Source organism: Streptomyces roseus (genome assembly GCF_001044425.1).
Lineage (GTDB): Bacteria > Actinomycetota > Actinomycetes > Streptomycetales > Streptomycetaceae > Streptomyces > Streptomyces roseus.
On sequence record NZ_LFML01000149.1, the window covers coordinates 1 to 20,349 of the forward strand.

Below are 20,349 nucleotides of genomic sequence, written 5' to 3' on the forward strand. Positions count from 1 at the left end.
GGGTGAGCTGCCACTTGGCCTTGGCGAGGAGCTTGAGGGTGGGGTGGTCGTCGGGGAGGCGGAGGGTGCGGCGGTCTTCGAGGGTGGGGGGGAGGCCGAGGGCCTCGGCGGCGGCGGCGGTGAGGACGAGGAGGGGGTCGCCGTCCTTGCCGTTGCGGTGGAGGCGGGGGGAGCGGAGGTTGGCCTCGGGGCCGAGGGCCCAGGCGATCAGGGTGGGGAGGTCGGTGCGGGCCTTGGGGGGGAGGGGGAGGAGGAGGCCCTGGGCGGCGTGGGCCTTGTCGGTGCCGTCGAGGACGACGAGGGGGCCGTTCCCTTCCAGAGGGGTGGGGTGGGGTCCCTGCGGGGCCGTCCCCCTGCCCGTCCCTTCCCGGAACCGGGGCTGCGCCCCGGACCCCGAGGGGGTGCGGCGCGGGGGGCCTGCGGCGCGCGCGGGGGTCGGGGCGTTAACGGCGTTAACGGTCTGGGTCTCCGCCGGGGTGGGGGCTGCGAGCTGAGCTGCGGCGGCCGGGTCCGGGGTGGGAGCGTTAACGGCGTTAAGGGTCCGGGCTTTCGCCGGGGCTGCGGGCGTCGGCGCGGTGGGCTGGTTCGGCGCGGGAGCGTTAACGCCGTTAACGCCGTTAACGGTCGGCTCGGTCGGGGGCGGGGCGTTAACGGCGTTAACGGGGTGGAGGGTGGAGAGGCCTTCCAGGAGGCGGGCGTAGGCGGCGCGCTTCGGGGCACGGGGGGCCGTACGGCCGGTCTCCCAGGACGTGATCGTTTCGCGGCGGACGGACAGGGCCTTGGCGATCTGGTCCTGGCTCAGGCCCGCGGCCTCGCGCAGGCGCTTGCGCTCGTCCGGGTGCGGGAGCGGGTCCTGGGCGGCTTCTTCCAGCAGCGCGTCGACCGCCGCGAAGAGGCTCTCTTGTTCGTCGGGCATTGGTGCTTACCTCCGGGTGCAGCCTAGGTGAACCGCACCGTTGAACGCACATGAAGCGCACGTGGGGGCGTTGACGGCGTTGACGGCGTTAACGCCCCCGGCGTGGGGTGCCGCATCGGATGCGCGCTCAGAGGCGCTGCATCAGGAGTTCCGTGACGGCCTTGAGGTCGTCCGGAGTGAGGTGGGCCGTCAGGGAGTCCGCGATCGTTTCCGGGGAGTCCGTCGCGATCGTGATCCGGGGGGCGGCCCCGGGAGCGGGGGCGTTAACGGCGTTAACGGTCGGACGGGCCGGCGCCGCTGCCGGGGCAGGGGCGGGAGCAGGGGCCGGGGTGTTAACGGCGTTAACGGTCGGCGGGGGAGTGTGCGTGCGCTGGCGCGGCGGGTTGGGGGAGTGCAGGGTGTCCTCGGCCGCCTCCTCCTGCTGCTCCTGCGGCAGCCGCCCGATCCGGCGGGCCGGCTCGACCTTGAGCTCTCCCGTGTCGACCTTCTCCTGGAGGGCCGGGGTGAGGTTCAGGAGGGTCAGGCGCTGGGAGACCCAGGCCGCAGTCTTGCCCAGCCGCTTCGCGACCTGGGCCTGCGAGCCGTGGACGTCGACGAGCTCCTGGAGGGCGCGGGCCTGGTCCATGGGGGCGACGTCCACGCGGTGGACGTTCGCGATCAGGGCCGACTCCAGGATGTCCGCCGCGGAGGCGGAGAGGGCGTCGTTCACGTGGATGTGCATGGTCTTGAGGCCGGCCAGCTGGGCCGCCGCCAGGCGGCGGTTGCCGTCGATGACCACGTACGGAGCCCGGCCCAGGCCGTCGGTCTGGCCCGGGTGGGCCTCCATGAAGGCCATGCGGGTGGCGACCGCGAGGGGCTGGAGCTGGCCGCGGGAGATGAGGGACTGGGCCAGCTCGTCGAGCTCGGTGAGGTCCTCGCGGAGGTTGAACGGGTTGTGGGCGAGGGCCTCGATGGGGACCTCGGACGGCGCGGCCATGCCGGAGGTGGGGGCTCCGGTGGCCTCCGCGATCGCCGCGCGGCGGGGGCTCACCCCCACGGGCTGGGCCCGTGCGAAGGAGGCGGAGACTCCGAGTTTGTCGGCCTTGCTCATGAGATCTCCCTGGCGAGGGCGCGCAGCGCGATGGCCTGGTCGCCCTTGGGTGAGTAGACGAACAGGGGCTGCTTCACGCGGACGGCCTCGCGCTGTTCCTTGAGGTCGGGTACGACGGCGACGACGCGCGGATCCTTTATGTCCATCCATGCCTGGAGCGACGAGGTCGCGATGTAGCCGCGGCGGCCGTCGTAGAGGTTGACGACGAGACCCAGGTAGTCGATGTCGAGGCTGAGGTCGTCGCGCAGGTCGTTGATCTGCGAGGTGAGGAGGTCGTACGCGTCGGCCGACGAGTCCTCGGCCTGTACGACGATCAGCGCGCCGGAGGCGCCCGGCTGCTCGGTGTCGCGGCGGCGCCCGTAGTAGATGGCGGCGTCCATGCTGAGGCCCAGGCTGGGCGGGCAGTCGATGAGGATGACGTCGTACTCGGACTCGACGGGGGACAGCGCCCGTTCCAGGGCGGCCTCGCGGGCGCGGACCGTGGAGAGGCGGACGTCGAGGAGGAAGGCGTCCGTGCAGGCGGGCAGGAGGTGGAGGCGGTTGCCGAAACGCTGGTCCGGGACGGGGACGATCAGGTCGGCGAGCGGGCCCTTGGCCTCGCCCGCCATGTGGCAGGTGAGGCTGTCGCCGCCGATGGGCAGCGGCTGCTGGCCGAGCTGCTTGGTGAGGTGGCCCTGGGGGTCGAAGTCGATGAGCAGGACGCGCATGCCGAGGCCCGGCAGGTCTTCGAGGTCCAGGGGGGAGGACGTTTCAGGCTCCCCGTCGGCGGTGCCCTCCTCGGACGCGGCGCGGGCCAGCTGGCGGGCGATGCGGACCGGGTGGAGGCTGTCCGGGTCCTCGGCGAGGGCCTCGGCGGTGCCGGCGGTGATGGCGGTCTTGCCGACGCCGCCCTTCTGGTTGCACACGACGATGCGGCGGACGACGGAGGGCCGCTTGACGGTGGGCGCCGGGTTCATCTCGAGCCAGAGGCGGACGGCCTGGGCGAGCCCCTGGATGAGGGAGACGCCGCGGTCCTTGGAGTCGGCGCGGAAGGACTCCCACTGGCCGGCGGGGAGCCAGGTGGAGAACGATTCGGCACCCGAGGTGTCGACGGGGGAGGGGGCGGAGGCGAGGGCGCTCCAGTGGGAGATTCCCTGGTGGACGGCGTCCTGGATGTCGACCCGCAGTTGGGCGGTGCGGATTTTCAACTCCTGGCGGAGCCACGGGGGGAGCTTGGAGACGACCTTCTCTCGGTCGCTCTGAGACGAGGGCGAAGTCATGAGAGGGACTTTACTAACGTTCGCGGGCCGATGTGCGCGCCACGCTTGGGTTTTGCTAACGAAATGGCTCCAGAGGCGGCATGAGGGACTCCGGGAACGCCGCAGGGCGGCCTCGCACACGCCGTAGCGAGCACCCCCGTGGTTCACCACGGCGTGTGCGAGGCCGCCCTGTACGCGCAGTCAGCCGACCGCCACCGCCACGGAGTCGGGGGTGGTGGTCAGCCCGAGTTCGGCCCGGCAGGCGGGCGAGCCGGCCGGGTCGAAGCGGGGGAGACGGTCGGCGGGGACGATGCCCGGGAGGAGGAAGTTCCACAGGTCGACGATCCGCGTGTGCAGGTCGCCACGGCCGGTGCGGACGTGCGAGGTGACCTGGATCCCGGTGAACGAGCCGACGAGGAACGTCGAGAGGTCGTACAGGTCGAGCGACGGGAGGACGTCGCCGCGGTCCTGGGCCGGCTTCAGGCAGCCGAAGGCGGTGTCGATCCAGGTGTTGTACGGGGTGGGGTCCGGGTTGGTGAAGGAGCCGAACTCGAGGACGAGCCGGATGGCGGCCCGGATGCGGACGCTGGAGCGCAGTCCGTGTGCCATCTGGTGCGTCAGGTCGATGACCGTCTGGAGGCCGGGCTCCTCGATCGCGGGGACGCCTTCGGAGACCTGGAACTGCTCGTCCATCAGGGTGCGGGCGAGCGCTTCCTTGGACTGGAAGTGGAAGTAGAGGGCGCCCTTGGTGACTCCGGCGTGCTTGACCACGTCACTGAGGCTGGCGGCGCCGAAGCCGAAGCGGTCGAAGGCGATGGCCGCCCCGTCGAGGATCGATTGCCTGGTGATCTCGGCACGTTCCTGCCGGGCCCTTGCCATGTGGGGATCTCCTGGTGCGTTGGCGCTCGCCGCTTGCCGGTTGCCGTCGGCGGTGTGTGGGTCCCGGACCTACTGCTGCTGCGGCGGCTCTGCGGCGGCGGCCAAGACTCGTACAAGGTTCAATCTAGTCGGGTGGTGCCGAAGAAAACCAGCCGACAAGTACTTTTAACTGACGGGCGACTGACGGTGTGTGGGGGCCGAGGACGTTAACGGCGTTAACGCCGTTAACGGTCGGACCCCGGGAAGTGTGGGGCGGTTGTTTGCCGGAGCGGGGCTTCGGCGGAAGCCTGTGATGGTGGGAGCGTCGCGCGATCCGCTCGAAGCCGTGCTGGTGGCCGTACCCGTCGTCGTCCTCGCCTGCGGCGTGGCCGCAGCCCTGATGCGCAGGCTCGGGCAGACGGCCGTGGTCGGGGAGATCCTGGTGGGGATCCTGCTCGGGCCCTCGTTGCTCGGGTGGCTCTGGCCCGCGGTGAGCCGGTGGCTGCTGCCGGGCGAGGTCCTGCCGTACCTGGGGGTTCTGGGGAACCTGGGGCTGCTGGTCTTCATGTTCCTGATCGGCCTGGAGCTCGACCCCGGGCTGCTGCGGGGGCGGGGGCGGGCCGTGGCGGTGGTGAGTCAGGCGAGCGTGTGGATCCCGCTGGGGCTCGGGAGCCTGTTGGCGCTGGCGATGTACGGGAGGCTGGCGCCGGAGGGGGTGGGACGCGCCGAGTTCGTGCTGTTCGTCGCCGTCGCGATGAGCGTGACCGCCTTCCCCGTGCTGGCGCGGATCCTGAAGGACCAGGGGCTGTACGGGACGCCTGTGGGGGCTCTGGCGATGGCGTGCGCGGCGGTGGCGGACGTGGTGGCGTGGTGCCTGCTGGCGTTGGTGGTGGCCCTGGCGCAGCCGCGGGGGAGCGGGGGCGCGGGCGGGGGAGGGGTAGGGGAAGGGGCCGGGTGGGGGATCGCCGGGATGGGGGCCTTGGCCGCGGTGTTCCTGGCGGGGATGTGGTGGGGGGTGCGGCCCGTGCTCGCGTGGGGGGTGAAGCGGTGGGCTTCCGAGGGGGAACCGGGTGCCGGGATGGTGGTCGGTCTGTGCAGCGGGCTCTGCCTGTCGGCGTACGCGACCGACGCGATGGGGGTCCACGCGCTGTTCGGAGCCTTCGTGTTCGGGGCGGTGGTGCCGAGGACGGAGGGGGTCGAGGCGGCGGCGGAGCGGCTGCGGGCGTTCGCGGTGCCGGTGCTGCTGCCGTTGTTCTTCGTCGGGAGCGGGCTCAAGACGGACGTGGGGCTGCTGGGGGGCGGCGCCGCGTGGATGTGGGCGGCGGCGGTGCTGGCCGTCGCGGTCGCCGGGAAGTGGGGCGGCGGTGCCGGGGCCGCGCTGCTGGCGGGGCAGCCGGTACGGGACGCGGTGACGCTGGGGGCGCTGATGAACTGCCGCGGGGTGACGGAGCTGGTGGTGCTGAACGTGGGGCTCGGGCTCGGGGTGATCGGGCCGGAACTGTTCACGGCGCTGGTGCTGATGGCCTTGGTGACGACGGCGGTGACGGGCCCCGTCGTACGAGCCCTGCGGGGGCGGGCACGGGAGGGGGCCGGGGGCGGTACGGCCGCTCCGGTCGGCCCGGGGCGTTAACGCCGTTAATGGTCACGGCTTCTTGGGGTGTCGGGCGTTAACGCCGTTAATGGTCACTGGCTCCGGGTGGCATAGGGCGCCAACGGCGTTAACGGCGTTAACGGTCAGCGCCTCTGGAGCCGCCGGGCGTTAACGCCGTTAATGATCCACTGGGATGGATCCCGCGTGGGCGGCGCCGTGGTCCGCCGCCGGACGGGGCGGTCCGGCGTTAACGGCGTTAACGGCGTTAACGGTCCGGGATGTGGAATGGGCGGCGGGGGAGGCGGGCGGCTGTGATCATCGGGTGATGATCGATGAACAGCGGACCCGGCCCGTGCTGGTGGGCGATGAGCGGGCCACCCTGACCAGCATGCTCCAGCGGCAGCGGGACACCTTGATGATGAAGTGCGCGGGGCTGACCGACGAGCAGCTGCGGCGCAAGGCGGTCGCGCCGTCCGGGCTGAGTCTCATCGGGCTGGTGCGCCACCTGGCGGAGGTGGAGCGGGGGTGGTTCCGCAACGTCCTGAACGACGAGGACGTACGCGGCTATTTCCCGCAGAATCCGGCCGGGGAGTGGACGGCGTTTCACGTCGAGGACGCCGACCCGGCGGAGGCGTTCAGGATCTGGGAGGACACGTGTGCGCGGTCCCGGGCGATCGTGGACGCCGCCGAGTCGCTCGACGTGACGGGGCGGTACGGCGAGGAGGAGTACTCGCTGCACTACATCCTGGCCCACATGATCGAGGAGTACGCCCGGCACAACGGGCACGCGGACCTGCTGCGCGAGGCGATCGACGGGGCGACCGGGGAGTAGCCGCCGCCGCGTCTCACGGGAGGTGCGGGGCGCTCGCGCCGTCCAGGGCGTTGAGGGCTGCCGGCCAGGGGAAGTGGGGCGGGGAGTCGGGGCCGACCGGCCCGGGGACGAAGCCCCCCTCGCCGTGGAGGACGGAGACTCCGGCGGCGCGCAGGGTGGCCAGGGACTGGTCGAACTGCGGGTGGGCGGCGAGGGCGGCGTTCGTGCAGGGCATGGTGACGACGGGGGTGCCCTTGCCGATCGCCTCGGCGGCGACGCCCACGGCGAAGCGATCGGTGAGGCCGAGGGCCCAGGCGTTGAGGGAGTTGAAGGTAGCCGGGGCGAAGAGCAGGGCGTCGGCGGGCGGCCACACGTCCGGCTCCCCGGGGAGTTTGTACTGCCAGCGCACCGGGTGCCCGGTCAGGGCTGCCAGGCCGTCGAGGCTTCCGGCGACCCAGTGCGCGGCGGTGGGTGTGAGGCCGAGGCAGACGTCCCAGCCGCGGGACTGGGCGTCCTCGATCACGTGGGCCACGTCGAAAACGGGCGGGGCGGCGGAGCAGAGCAGGTAGAGAGTCCTCGTGGGGGTCATACCGACATGTGATCACATTGCTTGATCTCGTCCCTAGTTGAGGGAGGGCGATCGGCCACTTCGGACGAAGCCTGCCCCGTTTCCTGTCGACTTGGCGAGGGAGCCGATGAGTTTCGGGTGCGGGCGGCGTCTACCTTTCGACAGAGGACGGCAGTCGGTACGACAGGAGAACGCGGAGATGAGCGAGCCGGTGAAGGGCCCCGCCAGTTACTTCCCTTCGATCGAGAAGAAGTACGGGCGCCCCGTCACGGAGTGGAAGGACCTGATCCGGTCCTCGCCGCTGACCAAGCACATGGAACTGGTCTCCTGGCTCAAGGCTGAGCACGGACTGGGTCACGGGCACGCCAACGCCCTCGTCGCCCACACCCTGAAGGAGGACGCGGGGTCGGCCTGAGCCGCGCGTGGACGCTCGCGTATGGAGTTGAGCTCCTCGGCGATGTCGCGCCTCGTCCGGGCGGGCTTGACTTGAGCCATGACACAGACGACGAACGACAACTCGCCCGCCGCCCTCCTCCTCGGCGGGAACGGCAAGACAGGTCGGCGCGTGGCGCAGAAGCTTCGTGCCCTGGGGCGTCCCGTGCGCATCGGTTCGCGTACCGGGACGCCCGCCTTCGACTGGAACGCCCCCGGGACCTGGGGGCCGGCGCTGGCGGGCGTCGACCGGGTGTACGTCACCTACTACCCCGACCTCGGCATGCCCGGGGCCGCCGAGCAGGTCGGGGCGTTCGCTAAGGTGGCCGTGGCCGCCGGGGCGCGCCGGCTGGTCCTGCTGTCCGGGCGGGGCGAGGCGGCCGCCCAGCACGCCGAGGAGTGCCTGAAGGCGTCGGGGGCCGACTGGACGGTCGTCCGGGCCGGCTGGTTCAACCAGAACTTCGACGAGGACTTCTTCCTGGAGCCCGTACGGGCCGGGGAGCTCGCCCTGCCGACCGCCGACGCCGTGGAGGCCTTCGTCGACGCGGACGACATCGCCGAGGTGGTGGTGGCCGCGCTGACCGACGACCGGCACAGCGGCCGGACGTACGAGCTGTCGGGGCCGCGGCTGATGAGCTTCGCCGACGTCGCCGCCGAGCTGTCGAAGGCGACGGGACGCGAGATCGCGTACGTACCCGTCTCGGACGAGGCGTACCGGGGCGTGCTCCGCGAGATCGGCCTGCCGCAGGAGTTCGCCGACCTGTTCACGCAGATCCTCGACGGGCGGAACGCCTACCTGGTGCACGGGGTGCGGGAGGTGCTCGGCCGGGAGCCCAAGGACTTCGCCGACTACGCCCGGGAGGCGGCGGCGAGCGGTGTCTGGGAGGTGTGAGCGTCTGACGCGGGGGCGGGGAGAGGATGGGGCCATGGACACGCTGACCGGCCTCCTCGAAGGCCCCAAGGCCCGGGGCGCATTCCTGCTCAAGGCCGTCTACAACCCGCCCTGGGCGGTACGGATCGAGGACCGGGCCCCGCTGTCGGTCGCCACGATGGTCCGCGGTACGAGCTGGCTGCTCCCCGATGGCGGCGAGCCGGTGCTGATCGGGCCCGGGGACGTGGCCGTCGTACGCGGGCCCGAGCCCTACACGATCGCCGACTCCCCGGACACTCCGGTGCAGGTCACCGTCGACCCGGAGCAGCGGTGCAGCACCGCGGACGGCGAGGACGTCACCGACAGCATGGCGCTGGGGGTGCGCACCTGGGGAGCGGAGCACCAGGCGGCGGGGTCGGCGGTGATGCTGAGCGGCACCTACCAGGCGCCGAGTGAGATCAGCCGCCGGCTGCTGGCCGCACTGCCGACGATCGTGGTCCGGCCGGCGGCGGCCGCGGACACCACGCTGATCGGGCTGCTGGGCTCGGAGATCTCCCGGGCCGAGCCAGGGCAGGAGCTGGTCCTGGACCGGTTGTTGGACCTCCTGCTGATCGGCGTGCTGCGCACTTGGCTCGCGGATCCCGGCTCGGGGGCACCGGGCTGGTACCGGGCGCAGGGTGATCCGGTGGTCGGGCGGGCACTGCGGCTGCTGCACGAGAACCCGGCCCACGGCTGGACGGTGGAGGAGCTCGCGCACAAGGCCGGGGTCTCGCGGGCCTCGCTGGCGCGGCGGTTCACGGAGCTGGTGGGGGAGCCGCCGATGGCCTACCTGACGGGGTGGCGGCTGGCGCTGGCGGCCGATCTGCTGCGGGAGCCGGACGCCACGGTGGCGACGGTGGCCCGGCGCGTCGGGTACGGGTCGGCGTTCGCGCTGTCGACGGCCTTCAAGCGGGTACGGGGCGTGAGCCCGCAGGAGTTCCGCACGGGGCCGGGGGCCGCGCCGACGCCCCGGCCGCCGGCCGCCGGACCCGCGCGGACGGTGGTCCTGCCGGTCGGCTAGGCCGAGAGGTCCAGTACGGCTACGGTCTGGCCGCCGCTCAGTTCGCCCGTGAGGCGGAAGCCGAGGCCCAGGTAGAACGGCTCGGGCGTGCCGGGGCCGGGCTCCCACGTGACGTACGCGCGCCCTGAGCCGCGGCGGCGGAGTTCGGCGGTGACGGCCCGGACCGCGAAGCGGCCGTACCCCTTGGCCTGGTGGTCGGCGGAGACGTTCAGGCGCCAGATGCCCGAGCGGATGTCGGCGGGGTCCCGCTCCGGATCCCAGGCGAAGTCGACGAACGCCATGACGAAACCGACGACCTCGTCGCCGTCGACGATCGCGCGCGGCCAGGCGGTGTCCCCGTGGACGTAGGCCTCGGCGAGGGACTTGACCACGGGGGAGACGAGATGGGCCTGGTCGGGCCGTACCCGGACCGCGCACACCGCGTCGAAGTTGGCTGCGGTGACCGGCTCCAGGCGGAGTGCGGGGGTGTTCATGGCCGCACCCTAACCGAGCCTGCGACCCCCCTGCTGATCGGATCGGCAGCGCCCGCTCGTTCACGGGTCGGCCGGTCGTAGGGGCACCTGGGGTGCCCGGGGGTGGAGGTGGCTTGGGAAAAGTGCGCGTGTGCGTACAGACTCTGCCCGGAAGCGACCGGTGTTCGCGGAGCTGATGGCACCATGCACGTGCCGTCGTCTACGCACCCGCACCCCCCCGGAGGACATACGTGAAGGACTCGAAGGACACGCTGGAAGCACTGCGGGCCGAGATAGAGCGGCGCAACCCCGCGCAGCCGGAGTTCCACCAGGCGGTGCGGGAGGTGCTGGAGACCCTCGCCCCCGTCTTCGCCGCGCGGCCCGAGTACGCGGATCCGGCGGTGGCGCTGGTGGAGCGGCTGACGGAGCCGGAGCGGCAGATCGTGTTCCGGGTGCCGTGGCAGGACGACCGCGGCCGGGTCCACGTCAACCGCGGCTTCCGCGTCGAGTTCAACAGCGCGCTGGGCCCGTACAAGGGCGGCCTGCGCTTCCACCCCTCCGTGGACATCGGCGTGGTCAAGTTCCTGGGCTTCGAGCAGATCTTCAAGAACGCGCTGACGGGCCTCGGCATCGGCGGCGGCAAGGGCGGCAGCGACTTCGATCCGCGCGGGCGCTCGGACGCCGAGGTCATGCGGTTCTGCCAGTCGTTCATGACCGAGCTGCACCGGCACATCGGCGAGCACACCGACGTGCCCGCGGGTGACATCGGGGTCGGCGGCCGCGAGATCGGCTACCTGTTCGGCCAGTACCGGCGCATCACCAACCGCTGGGAGGCGGGGGTGCTGACCGGCAAGGGCGCCGGCTGGGGCGGCTCCGCGATCCGGCCGCAGGCCACCGGCTACGGCAGCGTCCTGTTCGCCGCGGAGATGCTGAAGGTCCGGGGCGAGTCCCTGGACGGCCTCTCCGCGGTGGTCTCCGGCTCGGGCAACGTCGCCCTGTACACGATCGAGAAGCTCCAGCAGCTCGGCGCCAACCCGCTGACCTGCTCGGACTCCCACGGCTACGTCGTCGACGACAAGGGCATCGACCTCGCGCTGCTGAAGCAGGTCAAGGAGGTCGAGCGCGGGCGGGTGAGCGAGTACGCGCAGCGGCGCGGAACCTCGGCGCGATACGTGCAGGGCGGCCGGGTCTGGGATGTCCCGGCGGACGTGGCCTTCCCGTCCGCCACGCAGAACGAACTGGACGGCCAGGACGCCCGTACGCTCATCGCGAGCGGGGTCAAGGCCGTCTCCGAGGGCGCCAACATGCCGACCACACCGCAGGCCGTGCGGCTGTTGCAGCAGGCCGGGGTCGCGTTCGGGCCCGGCAAGGCCGCCAACGCGGGCGGAGTCGCCGTCAGCGCGCTGGAGATGAGCCAGAACGCGGCGCGCATCGCGTGGAGCGCGGAGCGCGTGGAGGAGGAGCTCGCGCGCATCATGGGCGCGATCCACGCGGTCGCGTACGAGACCGCCGAGCGGTACGGGGCGCCGGGCGACTACGTGACGGGCGCCAACATCGCCGGCTTCGAGCGGGTCGCCGACGCGATGCTCGCCCAGGGCGTCATCTGAGCGACTGCGGGACACGCGGTACGGGGTCCGGGGCTCCGGCCGCCCCCGGGCCCGTCGCCGGGGCCCGGGGAGGGGGCGGGCCCGTAGCCTGGGGCCGAGCCGACGGAGTGAACACCGAGGGGGACACGAGCGTGCTGACGGCGTTGGACGGGGTCTACGGGGACAGGGCGGACGCGGTCCGCGTCGCGGGGCGCAGCGCCTCGTACGAGGAACTGCTCGGCGCGGCGCGGGCGGTGGCCGCCGACGTGGCCGGGGCGAAGGCCTTCGCGATGACGGCGACGGCCTCCCTGGAGACCGTGGCGGCGGCCGTCGGCGGGCTGCTGGCCGGGGTGCCGTTCGTACCGCTGCCGCCCGACGCCGGGCCCGCCGAACGGGAGCACATCCTGCGGGACTCCGGGGCCGAGGTCGTGGAGGTGGACTTCGCCCGGCGTTCCGACCGGACCGGCCCGCCCGCCGCGCCCGAGGACCCGGCCCTGGTGCTGTACACCTCCGGGACCACGGGCGCGCCCAAGGGCGTGGTCCTGACCGGCGCGGCCCTCGCCGCCGACCTCGACGCGCTGGCCGGCGCCTGGCAGTGGAGCGCCGAGGACACCCTCGTGCACGGGCTGCCGCTGTTCCACGTACACGGGCTCGTCCTCGGCGTGCTCGGGCCGCTGCGCACCGGCAGCCGCCTCGTGCACACCGGGCGGCCGACGCCGCAGGCGTACTCGCAGGCGCACGGGAGCCTGTACTTCGGGGTGCCGACGGTGTGGTCCCGCATCGCGGCGGAGCCGGAGGCCGCGGGCGCCCTGTCGGGGGCGCGGCTGCTGGTGTCGGGCAGCGCGGCGCTGCCGGCGCCCGTGTTCCGGGACCTGGAGCGGCTGACCGGGCTGCGGCCGGTGGAGCGGTACGGGATGACGGAGACGCTGATCACGATCAGCGGGCGGGCGGGTGGCGAGGTACGGCCCGGTACGGTCGGCACCCCGCTGCCGGGGATCCGTACGCGCATCGCTGCCGAGCCGGGTGCCGGGATCGGGGAACTCCAGCTGACCGGGCCGACGCTGTTCGCGGGGTACCTGGGCCGGCCGGAGGCCACGGCGGCCGCGTACACCGAGGACGGGTGGTTCCGTACGGGCGACATCGCGGCCGTGGACGAGGCGGACGGGGTGCACCGGATCGTGGGACGGGCCTCGATCGACATGATCAAGACAGGTGGGTACCGGGTCGGTGCCGGGGAGATCGAGAACGCGCTGCTGGACCATCCCGCGGTGAGCGAGGCGGCGGTGGTGGGGGTCCCGGACGCGGACCTGGGGCAGCGGATCGTGGCGTTCGTGGTGGCGCAGGGGGTGACGGGGGAGGAGCTCACGGACTTCGTCGCCGCGCACCTGTCCGTGCACAAGCGGCCGCGGGAGGTGCGGTTCGTGGCGGCGGTGCCGCGCAACGCGATGGGCAAGCCGCAGAAGAAGCTGCTGCTGACGGGGGAGTACGGACCGCAGGCGGGCTGAGGGGGGCGGGTGGCGTCATGTGGTGCCAGGGGGGCGCCAAGTGGCGCCACGTGACGCCAAGCGGTGCCACACGGTGCCTTCGGGAGTGCGTCCGCCGGTGCCGGATCCTTGTGATCTGAGGAATTTACCCGGTGTTTGCGCAGGTGGGAGCCGGTTTCCGGAGTCTGGCGCCACCGATGGCGCCATGGAGGCTTGCAAGTGGCGCCATCGTGGTGCCATCATTGAGCCATGGACCTCACGCCCTATGTCGACAACCTTCGCCGCGAGCTCGCGGTGGCCGCCGAAGCCGGTGGGGAGGAAGCGCGCGCACTGGCCGATCGCCTCACGGCTCCGCTGGAGTCGGCGACCCGGCTGACCATGCTCAACGTGCTGTCCGCCGCGATGGACGAGATCACCCGCGAGCTCGCGCCCGGTTCGGTCGACGTACGGCTGCGCGGGCTGGACCCGGACTTCGTGGTCACGCTGCCGCCCGCGGAGGGCGGCGCCCCCGCCGGGCCTCCCGCGCCCTTCGAGCCGCTCCCGGCGCCGGCCCCGGTCGTGCCCGACGGGGACGAGGGCAGCACCGCCCGGGTCAACCTGCGCCTGCCGGCCCACCTCAAGGCGCGCGCCGAGGAGGCCGCCAATCGCGAGGGCCTGTCCGTCAACGCCTGGCTGGTGCGGGCCGTGTCGGCCGCGGTCGACGGCGGCGCCCGGCCGCGCCCGGCGGAGAAGGCCAAGAGCGTCGGACAGAGCATCACCGGCTGGGTGCGGTAGCTCAAAGCCCCGCCCGCGCACGTACGCACGCACAAGCCACCACTTCATCCCACTGACCCAAGAGGACGGGACAGCCATGCCTTCTTTCGACACTCCCGAACCGATCTCGGCCACGGCGCGCGTGGAGGCCGGTTCCATCCAGTTCGTCGCCGGTGAGCGCGCCGACACCGTCGTCGAGGTGCGCCCCCGCGACCCGAAGAAGGACCTGGACGTGCGGACGGCCCAGCAGACCGAGGTCGCCTGCTCGGGGGGCGAACTGACCCTCAGGACGCCCAAGTCCAACATGTTCGGCCGCACCGGAGTCGTCGACGTGACCGTCGAACTGCCCGCGGGCTCGCGCATCGACATGACCGGCTCCTGGACCCAGGTGTTCGGCGAGGGCCGGCTCGGCGAGGTCCGCGTGAAGACCTCGTCCGGGGACGTACGCCTCGACACCACCGGCCCGCTGCACCTGAAGGCCTCGCACGGGTCCATCACCGTCGACCGGGTCGAGGGGCCGGCCGAGATCACCACCAGCTCCGGCAGCCTGCGGGTCGGCCTCGTCGACGGGCCGGCCGTCCTGAAGAACTCGCACGGCACCACGACCGTCGGCGCTGCGATCGGCGAGTTGCGGGTGAGCGGCGCCAACGGCGACATCGAGATCCGGCGGGCCGAGGACTCGGTCACCGCCACCACCGCCCACGGCACGCTGCGCGTCGGCGAAGTGGTGCGCGGGACCGTCCAGTTGGAGACCTCGTACGGGGCCATCGAGGTCGGCGTCCGCGAGGGCACGGCCGCCTGGCTCGACGTCACCTCCACCTCCGGCCAGGTGCGCAACGGGCTGACCCCGTCCGAGAGCCCCGAGGGCGGCGAGGAGACCGTCCAGGTCCGCGCCCGTACCCGGCACGGCAACATCGACGTCCGCCGCGCCCGGGCCTGAGCACCGGACACCCACCCCCTCTTCGGTCCATCTTCCCGAGCCTTCGAAAGGGAGGGCCTCATGCCTTCTTCTGTCATGCCCACGCCAAGGGAGGCCGGCGGCCACACCTCGTCCGCCGCCGTCTCCACCACCGGTCTGCGCAAGTCGTACGGTGACAAGACCGTCCTCGACGGAGTCGACCTGCACATCCCGGCCGGGTCCGTGTTCGCGCTGCTGGGGCCCAACGGAGCCGGCAAGACCACCGTCGTGAAGATCCTCTCGACGCTCATCTCCGCCGACGGCGGGCAGGCCCGGGTCGCGGGCCACGACATCGCCGCGGCACCGGACGCGGTGCGCGCCGCGATCGGCGTCACCGGGCAGTTCTCCGCCGTCGACGGGCTGATCACCGGCGAGGAGAACATGCTGCTCATGGCGGACCTGCACCACCTCCCCCGCAGCGAGGGGCGGCGCGTGGCGTCCGAGCTGCTGGAGCGCTTCGACCTGGTGGCGGCGGCGAAGAAGCCGGCGTCCACGTACTCGGGCGGCATGAAGCGCCGCCTCGACATCGCCATGACGCTGGTGGGCGACCCGCGGATCATCTTCCTCGACGAGCCGACCACCGGCCTCGACCCGCGCAGCCGCCACAACATGTGGCAGATCATCCGCGAGCTGGTCACGGGCGGCGTCACCGTCTTCCTCACCACGCAGTACCTGGAGGAGGCGGACCAGCTCGCCGACCGCATCGCCGTGCTCAACGACGGCAGGATCGCGGCCGAGGGCACGGCGGAAGAGCTCAAGCGGCTGATCCCCGGCGGGCACGTCCGGCTCCGCTTCTCCGACCCGGCCGCCTACCGCAACGCCTGTCTCGCGCTGCGGGAGGTCACCCGGGACGACGAGGCGCTGGCGCTGCAGATCCCCAGCGACGGCAGCCAGCGCGAGCTGCGCTCCCTCCTCGACGGGCTCGACGCCGCGGGCATCGAGGCGGACGAGCTGACCGTGCACACCCCCGACCTCGACGACGTGTTCTTCGCCCTGACCGGTGGCGGCGACAAGGCCGGCCGGAGCAATACGAGCAACCCGAGCAACCCGAGCAACCAGACCAAGGAGACTTCCCGATGAGCTCGCTCGCCCTCGCCGTCCGCGACTCGTCCACGATGCTGCGCCGCAACCTCCTGCACGCACGGCGCTATCCGTCCCTGACGCTGAACCTCCTGCTGACGCCGATCATGCTGCTGCTGCTCTTCGTCTACGTCTTCGGCGACGTGATGAGCGCCGGCATGGGCGGCGGCGCCGACCGCTCCGCGTACATCGCCTACCTGGTGCCGGGCCTCCTGCTGATGACCGTCGGCTCCACCACCATCGGCACCGCCGTGTCCGTCTCCAACGACATGACCGAGGGCATCATCGCCCGCTTCCGCACCATGGCGATCCACCGCGGCTCGGTGCTCGTCGGGCACGTCGTCGGCAGCGTGCTGCAGTCGGTCGTCAGCGTGGTCCTGGTGGGGGGCGTGGGCGTGGCCATCGGCTTCCGCTCCGTCGACGCCACGGCCCTGGAATGGCTCGCGGCGTTCGGGCTCCTGACGATGTTCGCCCTGGCCCTCACCTGGATCGCGGTCGGGATGGGCATGGTCAGCCCGAACGCCGAGGCGGCCAGCAACAACGCGATGCCGCTGATCTTCCTCCCGCTCATCTCCAGCGCGTTCGTCCCGGTGGACGCGATGCCGGGCTGGTTCCGGCCGGTCGCCGAGTACCAGCCGTTCACCCCGGCCATCGAGACCCTGCGCGGGCTGCTGCTCGGCACCGAGATCGGCGTCAACGGGTGGCTGGCGCTCGGCTGGTGCCTCGCCCTCACCCTGCTCGGCTACTTCTGGTCGAAGTCGGTCTTCGACCGGGACCCGAAGTAGCCGGGAACCCGGCCCGGCCCCACAGGTCCGCCCCCGGGCGGCGTACTCCGACACCACGTCGGGGTGCGCCGCCCCTGCGCGTCGTCCCTGCGCGCCGTTCCGGTCGCCCGTTCCCGTCGCCCGTTTCAGTCGCTGCTCGTTTCTCGCCGGAGCGGGCCTCCAGACACGCTCAAGACGGCCCGGAGAAAGCCGGGCGGGGGGCAGCGACTGAGGAAAAGCGACTGAGCGACTCTTCGGTCGCTCTCAGAACGAAGAAGAAAGCCCAGGTCAGATGGTGTGGCCAGGGGAAACAGCGACTGAAGCGACTCAAGGTCCGGGTATATGGAGACATTGGCGTGCGCGTGCGCATGCGCGTGTGCGCGTCATATATAGGGGACTTGAGTCGCTTCAGTCGCTGTTTTGCCTTGCCTAAGGCTGTGACCTGGTGTTCTGTGAGCGACTCGACGAGCGACCGAACGAGGCTGAGTCGCTGTGCGTTCGGTCGCTCGGTCGCTGGGGCTCCTCGTGGAGGCGTACACCTGTTCTGACTCATATGCCTCTCGCCTCCCGGTGGTTTCGCTAATCTGTTTGTCGGGCGTTGAGTCGCTTCAGTCGCTGATGGGGGAAGTGAATGGCAGCTGAGCTGCGGGTTTCGCGCAGCGACCCACGGCAGTTCACGAGAGCTGCCGCGGTCGTGTCGCAGCCTCTGACGACCGCCATGTGGTGCGCGCGCCAGGGGTGGCCGGTTCACCCCCTTGCGCCGGGCCGCAAGACGCCCGTGGGCAACTGCTCGGCGTGCCGCGTTCCGGGCCACGACCGCGGAGCCTGCGCGTGCCTGCGGGCGGGCCGCTGGTGCCACGGGTTCCACGCCGCCACCCTCGACTGCGACCGGATCCGCCAGTGGTGGGGCGCGCGCCCCGACCTCGGCGTCGGCGTCGCCACCGGTCCGGCGGGGCTCGTCGTCATCGACGTCGACGCGCACACCCGTGAACTCCCCGGGCGTGAGCGGCTGCTGCCGGGCATCCCCATCGCCGACACCGTCGACCTGACCGGGCTGGCCAACGGGTTCCACACCCTGGGCGTGCTGGCCGCGTTACGCGGAGCCACGAGCCCGGCGGACGACGAGACCACCCTGCGCGTACGGACCCCGTCGGGCGGCCTGCACGTCTGGTACCGCAACGAGGGCGGCCTTCGCTGGCAGTGCTCCGCCGGGTCGGGCAGCGGCCGGGCGCTGGCCTGGCAGGTCGACGTACGCGCCAACGGCGGGTACATCGTGGCTCCGGGGACCGTGACCCCCGCCGGGGTCTACCGGCCGCTGGGAGCCGTACGCGGGCCCGCGCCGCTGCCGGGCTGGCTCGCGGGAGAACTGGAGCGCACCGGGCACCTGCCCGCCGAGGCCCTTCCCGGGCCGCGGCCCGTGCCGCCCCGGGCCCGGCAGGCCGTCATCGCGGCGGGCGGGGGACGAGCGGCGTCGGCCCGGGTGCTCGCGGGAGTGCTGGCCGAGGTGGCCGGCTGCGCGGCGGTACGCGAAGGGGCGGCGTTCTCGGAGAAGTTGAACCGCGCGGCCTACACCGCCGGGGGACTCGTCGCCGCCGGGCACCTCGCCGAGGCCGAGGCCCTGCGGGCCCTGGAGAACGCGGCCGAGCTGGCCCGCCCCGGGCAGGAGGGCCGCTGCCGCGCCATCATCCGCGGCGGGCTCAGTGCGGGCCTGGCGCGCCCGCTGGCCCTCCGGGGCCGCGCGTGAGGCCGCGTGCGAGGCCGGACAACGAGAGCATGCTGACCGGTTTCGACGAGCAGCCCGGCTTCGACGAACAGCCCGGCTTCGACGTACAGGCCGTCGCGGCGCAGATCCTCGCACAGCCCGTACCGGCCCCCCGCGCCCCTCAGGAGTGCCTGGAGCCCTCCGCGTACGCGCCCGGCCGGGAGACGGCCGACGGCGGCCCCCCAGAGCCCCTGGAGCCCCTGGGCGCCCTGGCGGTGGGCGCGGCGTGCGGCGAGGCGACGGCCCAGGGACTGCTGCCCGACACGCTCACCGACCGCGGCAACGCCAAACTGTTCGTCAAGCTCTACCGCAACGACTACCGGCACGTCCCGGGCATCGGCTGGTACCGCTGGGACGGCACGCGCTGGCAGATCGACGAGGACGACACCGTCATGTGGTCCGCGGACGACCTGGCCGAGTCCATGGCGACCACCGACCCGCGCGGCGTCCATCCCGCGACCGCGCTCCAGCAGCACCGCCGCCGCGCGCTCAGCACCAGCGGGATGAACGCCATGCTCACCCAGGCGAAGTCCGCCCCGGGGATGGTGCTCAACGCCGCCCGCCTGGACGCCGATCCGTACGCGCTGTGCACCCCGGCCGGCGTCGTGGACCTGCGGACCGGCCGCGTCCGGCCCGCCGAACCCACGAAGGACTTCCACTCCCGCTCCACGTCGGCGGCCCCGCGGCAGATGCCCACGCCCCGCTGGAACCGCTTCCTGACCGACACCTTCGGCGAGGGGCCCGAGGGCGCGGAGATGATCGACTTCCTCCAGCTGCTGCTCGGCTACTCCGTCACCGGGGACGTCGGCGCCCAGGTCATGCCGTTCCTGTTCGGCTCCGGCAAGAACGGCAAGTCCGTCCTGCTGGACGTCCTGATGAAGCTGCTCGGGGACTACGCGGACGCCGCGCCCCCCGGGTTCCTCATGTCGCGCCCGTACGAGGGGCACCCGACCGACCTCGCCGAACTCCACGGCCGCCGCGTCATCGTGTGCAGCGAGGTCAAGCCGGGCGACCGCTTCGACGAGGCACGGGTCAAACTGCTCACCGGCGGCGACCGCATCAAGGCGCGCCGGATGCGGCAGGACTTCTTCAGCTTCGAGCCGACGCACAAGATGTGGCTGCTGGGCAACCACCGGCCCGAGGTCGGCACCGGCGGGTTCGCGTTCTGGCGGCGCATGCGGCTGATCCCGTTCGAGCGGGTCGTCTCGGACGACCGCAAGATCGACAACCTGGCGGACGTGCTCGTCACCCAGGAGGGCCCGGGCATCCTCAACTGGCTGATCGACGGCGCCCGACGCTACCTCGGCGGCGACCGCGACCTCACGGGGCCGGAGCGGGTGCGCATCGCGACGACGGCGTACGCGGAGACCGAGGACCACACCGGGCGCTTCATCGGCGAGACCTGCCGGCTGGAAGCCGACCTGCGGGCGGAACAGGCACAGCTCTACGCGGCCTACAGGCGCTGGTGCCAGACTGAGGGCGCTCCGGCGGTCTCGTCCCGGGCCTTCGCGGCGCGGGTGCGCGAATCGGTGGGACTGGCCTCGCCGAAGGAAATGATCCTGTCCAACCAGCGCAAGTACTACCCGGGCATCGGCCTGCTCGCGGACGAGGAGACAGTGTGAGCGCCCTCATCGCAGAAGACGAGCTCGTCCACGAGGTGGAGCTCGTCTGGCTGGAGGACATCAGCCGGCTCGACTACGTCCGGCAGAGCCTGGACCGGCTGCCGACGCGGCGCGGGCGGCCCGCCTACCACCGCGACGGGCGGATGGTCGGGTACGCGCTGCTGGGGCCGAAGGCCAAGCCCTCCCGCTCCTCCGGCACGTTCCGGCGGCGGGTGTTCTGGCTGCTGCCGCACGACCGGGACACCGCCCCGGAGGGGCTGTACGCGACCGGGGCGCCGGCGGAGGCCGTGGACGCGCGGACGCTGGCGCCGGGCAGGAAGGGGCGCAAGACGGAGCGATCGGAGGGCGGCCCGATGTCCTCGGCGGTGCGCGGCCTGCTTCCGTAGCCGGTGCGTCGGACACCTCGTGATCCCTGGTCCCGTTCCTCCTGGAAAAGAAACAGGACACCCGGTA

General features: G+C 72.4%; 20 protein-coding genes. 14 read left to right on the plus strand and 6 right to left on the minus strand.

The annotated features are described in order from the left end of the window. From ACS04_RS30435 to ACS04_RS30450, 4 genes are all read right to left on the minus strand, one after another. The coding region (locus tag ACS04_RS30435; RefSeq protein ID WP_048480055.1) for a helix-turn-helix transcriptional regulator at positions 1 to 916 on the minus strand (916 nt) is incomplete at its 3' end. 127 nt (positions 917 to 1,043) lie between these two features. Beyond that, on the minus strand, positions 1,044 to 2,006 hold the full coding sequence (locus ACS04_RS30440; protein ID WP_048480056.1) for a ParB/RepB/Spo0J family partition protein: 963 nt from the start codon (positions 2,004 to 2,006) through the stop codon (positions 1,044 to 1,046). Then, positions 2,003 to 3,265 carry a ParA family protein gene (locus tag ACS04_RS30445; protein WP_048480057.1) on the minus strand — a complete coding sequence of 421 codons (1,263 nt, stop codon included), beginning with the start codon at positions 3,263 to 3,265 and terminating at the stop codon, positions 2,003 to 2,005. The genes ACS04_RS30440 and ACS04_RS30445 overlap by 4 nt, the downstream gene beginning before the upstream one ends. 180 nt (positions 3,266 to 3,445) lie before the next feature. Beyond that, positions 3,446 to 4,123, minus strand: coding sequence for a ScbR family autoregulator-binding transcription factor (locus tag ACS04_RS30450; protein WP_048480058.1), 678 nt, complete (start codon positions 4,121 to 4,123; stop codon positions 3,446 to 3,448). A gap of 292 nt (positions 4,124 to 4,415) precedes the next feature. On the opposite strand from ACS04_RS30450, the gene ACS04_RS30455 reads away from it, so the two are divergent. Both ACS04_RS30455 and ACS04_RS30460 read left to right on the plus strand, forming a co-directional pair. Then, entirely contained in the window at positions 4,416 to 5,732 is a 1,317-nt protein-coding gene (locus ACS04_RS30455; RefSeq protein WP_048480059.1) for a cation:proton antiporter domain-containing protein, read from the plus strand. A gap of 286 nt (positions 5,733 to 6,018) precedes the next feature. Next, positions 6,019 to 6,525: a DinB family protein gene (locus ACS04_RS30460; protein WP_048480060.1), complete on the plus strand. Its 507-nt coding sequence runs from the start codon at positions 6,019 to 6,021 to the stop codon at positions 6,523 to 6,525. Between the two features lie 13 nt (positions 6,526 to 6,538). Here the strand turns inward: ACS04_RS30460 and ACS04_RS30465 are convergent, their stop codons facing one another. Next, positions 6,539 to 7,093 (minus strand): flavoprotein, encoded by a 555-nt coding sequence (locus ACS04_RS30465; protein WP_048480061.1) that lies wholly within the window; start codon positions 7,091 to 7,093, stop codon positions 6,539 to 6,541. A 178-nt stretch (positions 7,094 to 7,271) separates the two neighbouring features. Here ACS04_RS30465 and ACS04_RS30470 point away from each other — a divergent pair, with 178 nt between their 5' ends. The 3 genes from ACS04_RS30470 to ACS04_RS30480 all read left to right on the plus strand — a co-directional run bounded on the left by ACS04_RS30470 (position 7,272) and on the right by ACS04_RS30480 (position 9,435). After that, positions 7,272 to 7,487, plus strand: coding sequence for a DUF4287 domain-containing protein (locus ACS04_RS30470; protein ID WP_048480062.1), 216 nt, complete (start codon positions 7,272 to 7,274; stop codon positions 7,485 to 7,487). A 78-nt stretch (positions 7,488 to 7,565) separates the two neighbouring features. Continuing rightward, positions 7,566 to 8,396: an NAD(P)H-binding protein gene (locus ACS04_RS30475; protein WP_048480063.1), complete on the plus strand. Its 831-nt coding sequence runs from the start codon at positions 7,566 to 7,568 to the stop codon at positions 8,394 to 8,396. A 34-nt stretch (positions 8,397 to 8,430) separates the two neighbouring features. Continuing rightward, positions 8,431 to 9,435 (plus strand): AraC family transcriptional regulator, encoded by a 1,005-nt coding sequence (locus tag ACS04_RS30480; protein WP_048480064.1) that lies wholly within the window; start codon positions 8,431 to 8,433, stop codon positions 9,433 to 9,435. Here ACS04_RS30480 and ACS04_RS30485 read toward each other — a convergent pair. Next, a complete protein-coding gene (locus tag ACS04_RS30485) occupies positions 9,432 to 9,908 on the minus strand; it encodes a GNAT family N-acetyltransferase (protein ID WP_048480065.1) in 477 nt (158 codons plus the stop codon). The genes ACS04_RS30480 and ACS04_RS30485 overlap by 4 nt on opposite strands. A 230-nt stretch (positions 9,909 to 10,138) precedes the next feature. Between ACS04_RS30485 and gdhA the strand changes: the two genes are divergently transcribed. The 9 genes from gdhA to ACS04_RS30530 all read left to right on the plus strand — a co-directional run bounded on the left by gdhA (position 10,139) and on the right by ACS04_RS30530 (position 20,282). Beyond that, positions 10,139 to 11,494, plus strand: coding sequence for an NADP-specific glutamate dehydrogenase (gdhA, locus tag ACS04_RS30490; RefSeq protein WP_048480066.1), 1,356 nt, complete (start codon positions 10,139 to 10,141; stop codon positions 11,492 to 11,494). Between the two features lie 131 nt (positions 11,495 to 11,625). Continuing rightward, positions 11,626 to 12,978, plus strand: a complete 1,353-nt coding sequence (locus ACS04_RS30495; RefSeq protein ID WP_048480152.1) for an AMP-binding protein — start codon at positions 11,626 to 11,628, stop codon at positions 12,976 to 12,978. A gap of 228 nt (positions 12,979 to 13,206) precedes the next feature. Next, positions 13,207 to 13,731, plus strand: coding sequence for a toxin-antitoxin system HicB family antitoxin (locus ACS04_RS30500; protein WP_048480067.1), 525 nt, complete (start codon positions 13,207 to 13,209; stop codon positions 13,729 to 13,731). A gap of 76 nt (positions 13,732 to 13,807) precedes the next feature. After that, complete coding sequence (locus ACS04_RS30505) at positions 13,808 to 14,650, plus strand: DUF4097 family beta strand repeat-containing protein (protein ID WP_048480068.1); 843 nt, start codon at positions 13,808 to 13,810, stop codon at positions 14,648 to 14,650. A gap of 60 nt (positions 14,651 to 14,710) precedes the next feature. Beyond that, positions 14,711 to 15,748 carry an ATP-binding cassette domain-containing protein gene (locus tag ACS04_RS30510; RefSeq protein ID WP_107438748.1) on the plus strand — a complete coding sequence of 346 codons (1,038 nt, stop codon included), beginning with the start codon at positions 14,711 to 14,713 and terminating at the stop codon, positions 15,746 to 15,748. After that, on the plus strand, positions 15,745 to 16,533 hold the full coding sequence (locus tag ACS04_RS30515; RefSeq protein ID WP_048480070.1) for an ABC transporter permease: 789 nt from the start codon (positions 15,745 to 15,747) through the stop codon (positions 16,531 to 16,533). The genes ACS04_RS30510 and ACS04_RS30515 overlap by 4 nt, the downstream gene beginning before the upstream one ends. Positions 16,534 to 17,230: 697 nt before the next feature. Further along, positions 17,231 to 18,256, plus strand: a complete 1,026-nt coding sequence (locus tag ACS04_RS30520) for a bifunctional DNA primase/polymerase (protein ID WP_048480153.1) — start codon at positions 17,231 to 17,233, stop codon at positions 18,254 to 18,256. Between the two features lie 29 nt (positions 18,257 to 18,285). Next, a complete protein-coding gene (locus ACS04_RS30525; RefSeq protein ID WP_078865524.1) occupies positions 18,286 to 19,896 on the plus strand; it encodes a DNA primase family protein in 1,611 nt (536 codons plus the stop codon). Then, on the plus strand, positions 19,893 to 20,282 hold the full coding sequence (locus ACS04_RS30530; RefSeq protein ID WP_048480071.1) for a DUF6009 family protein: 390 nt from the start codon (positions 19,893 to 19,895) through the stop codon (positions 20,280 to 20,282). The genes ACS04_RS30525 and ACS04_RS30530 overlap by 4 nt, the downstream gene beginning before the upstream one ends. Positions 20,283 to 20,349 lie beyond the last annotated feature (67 nt).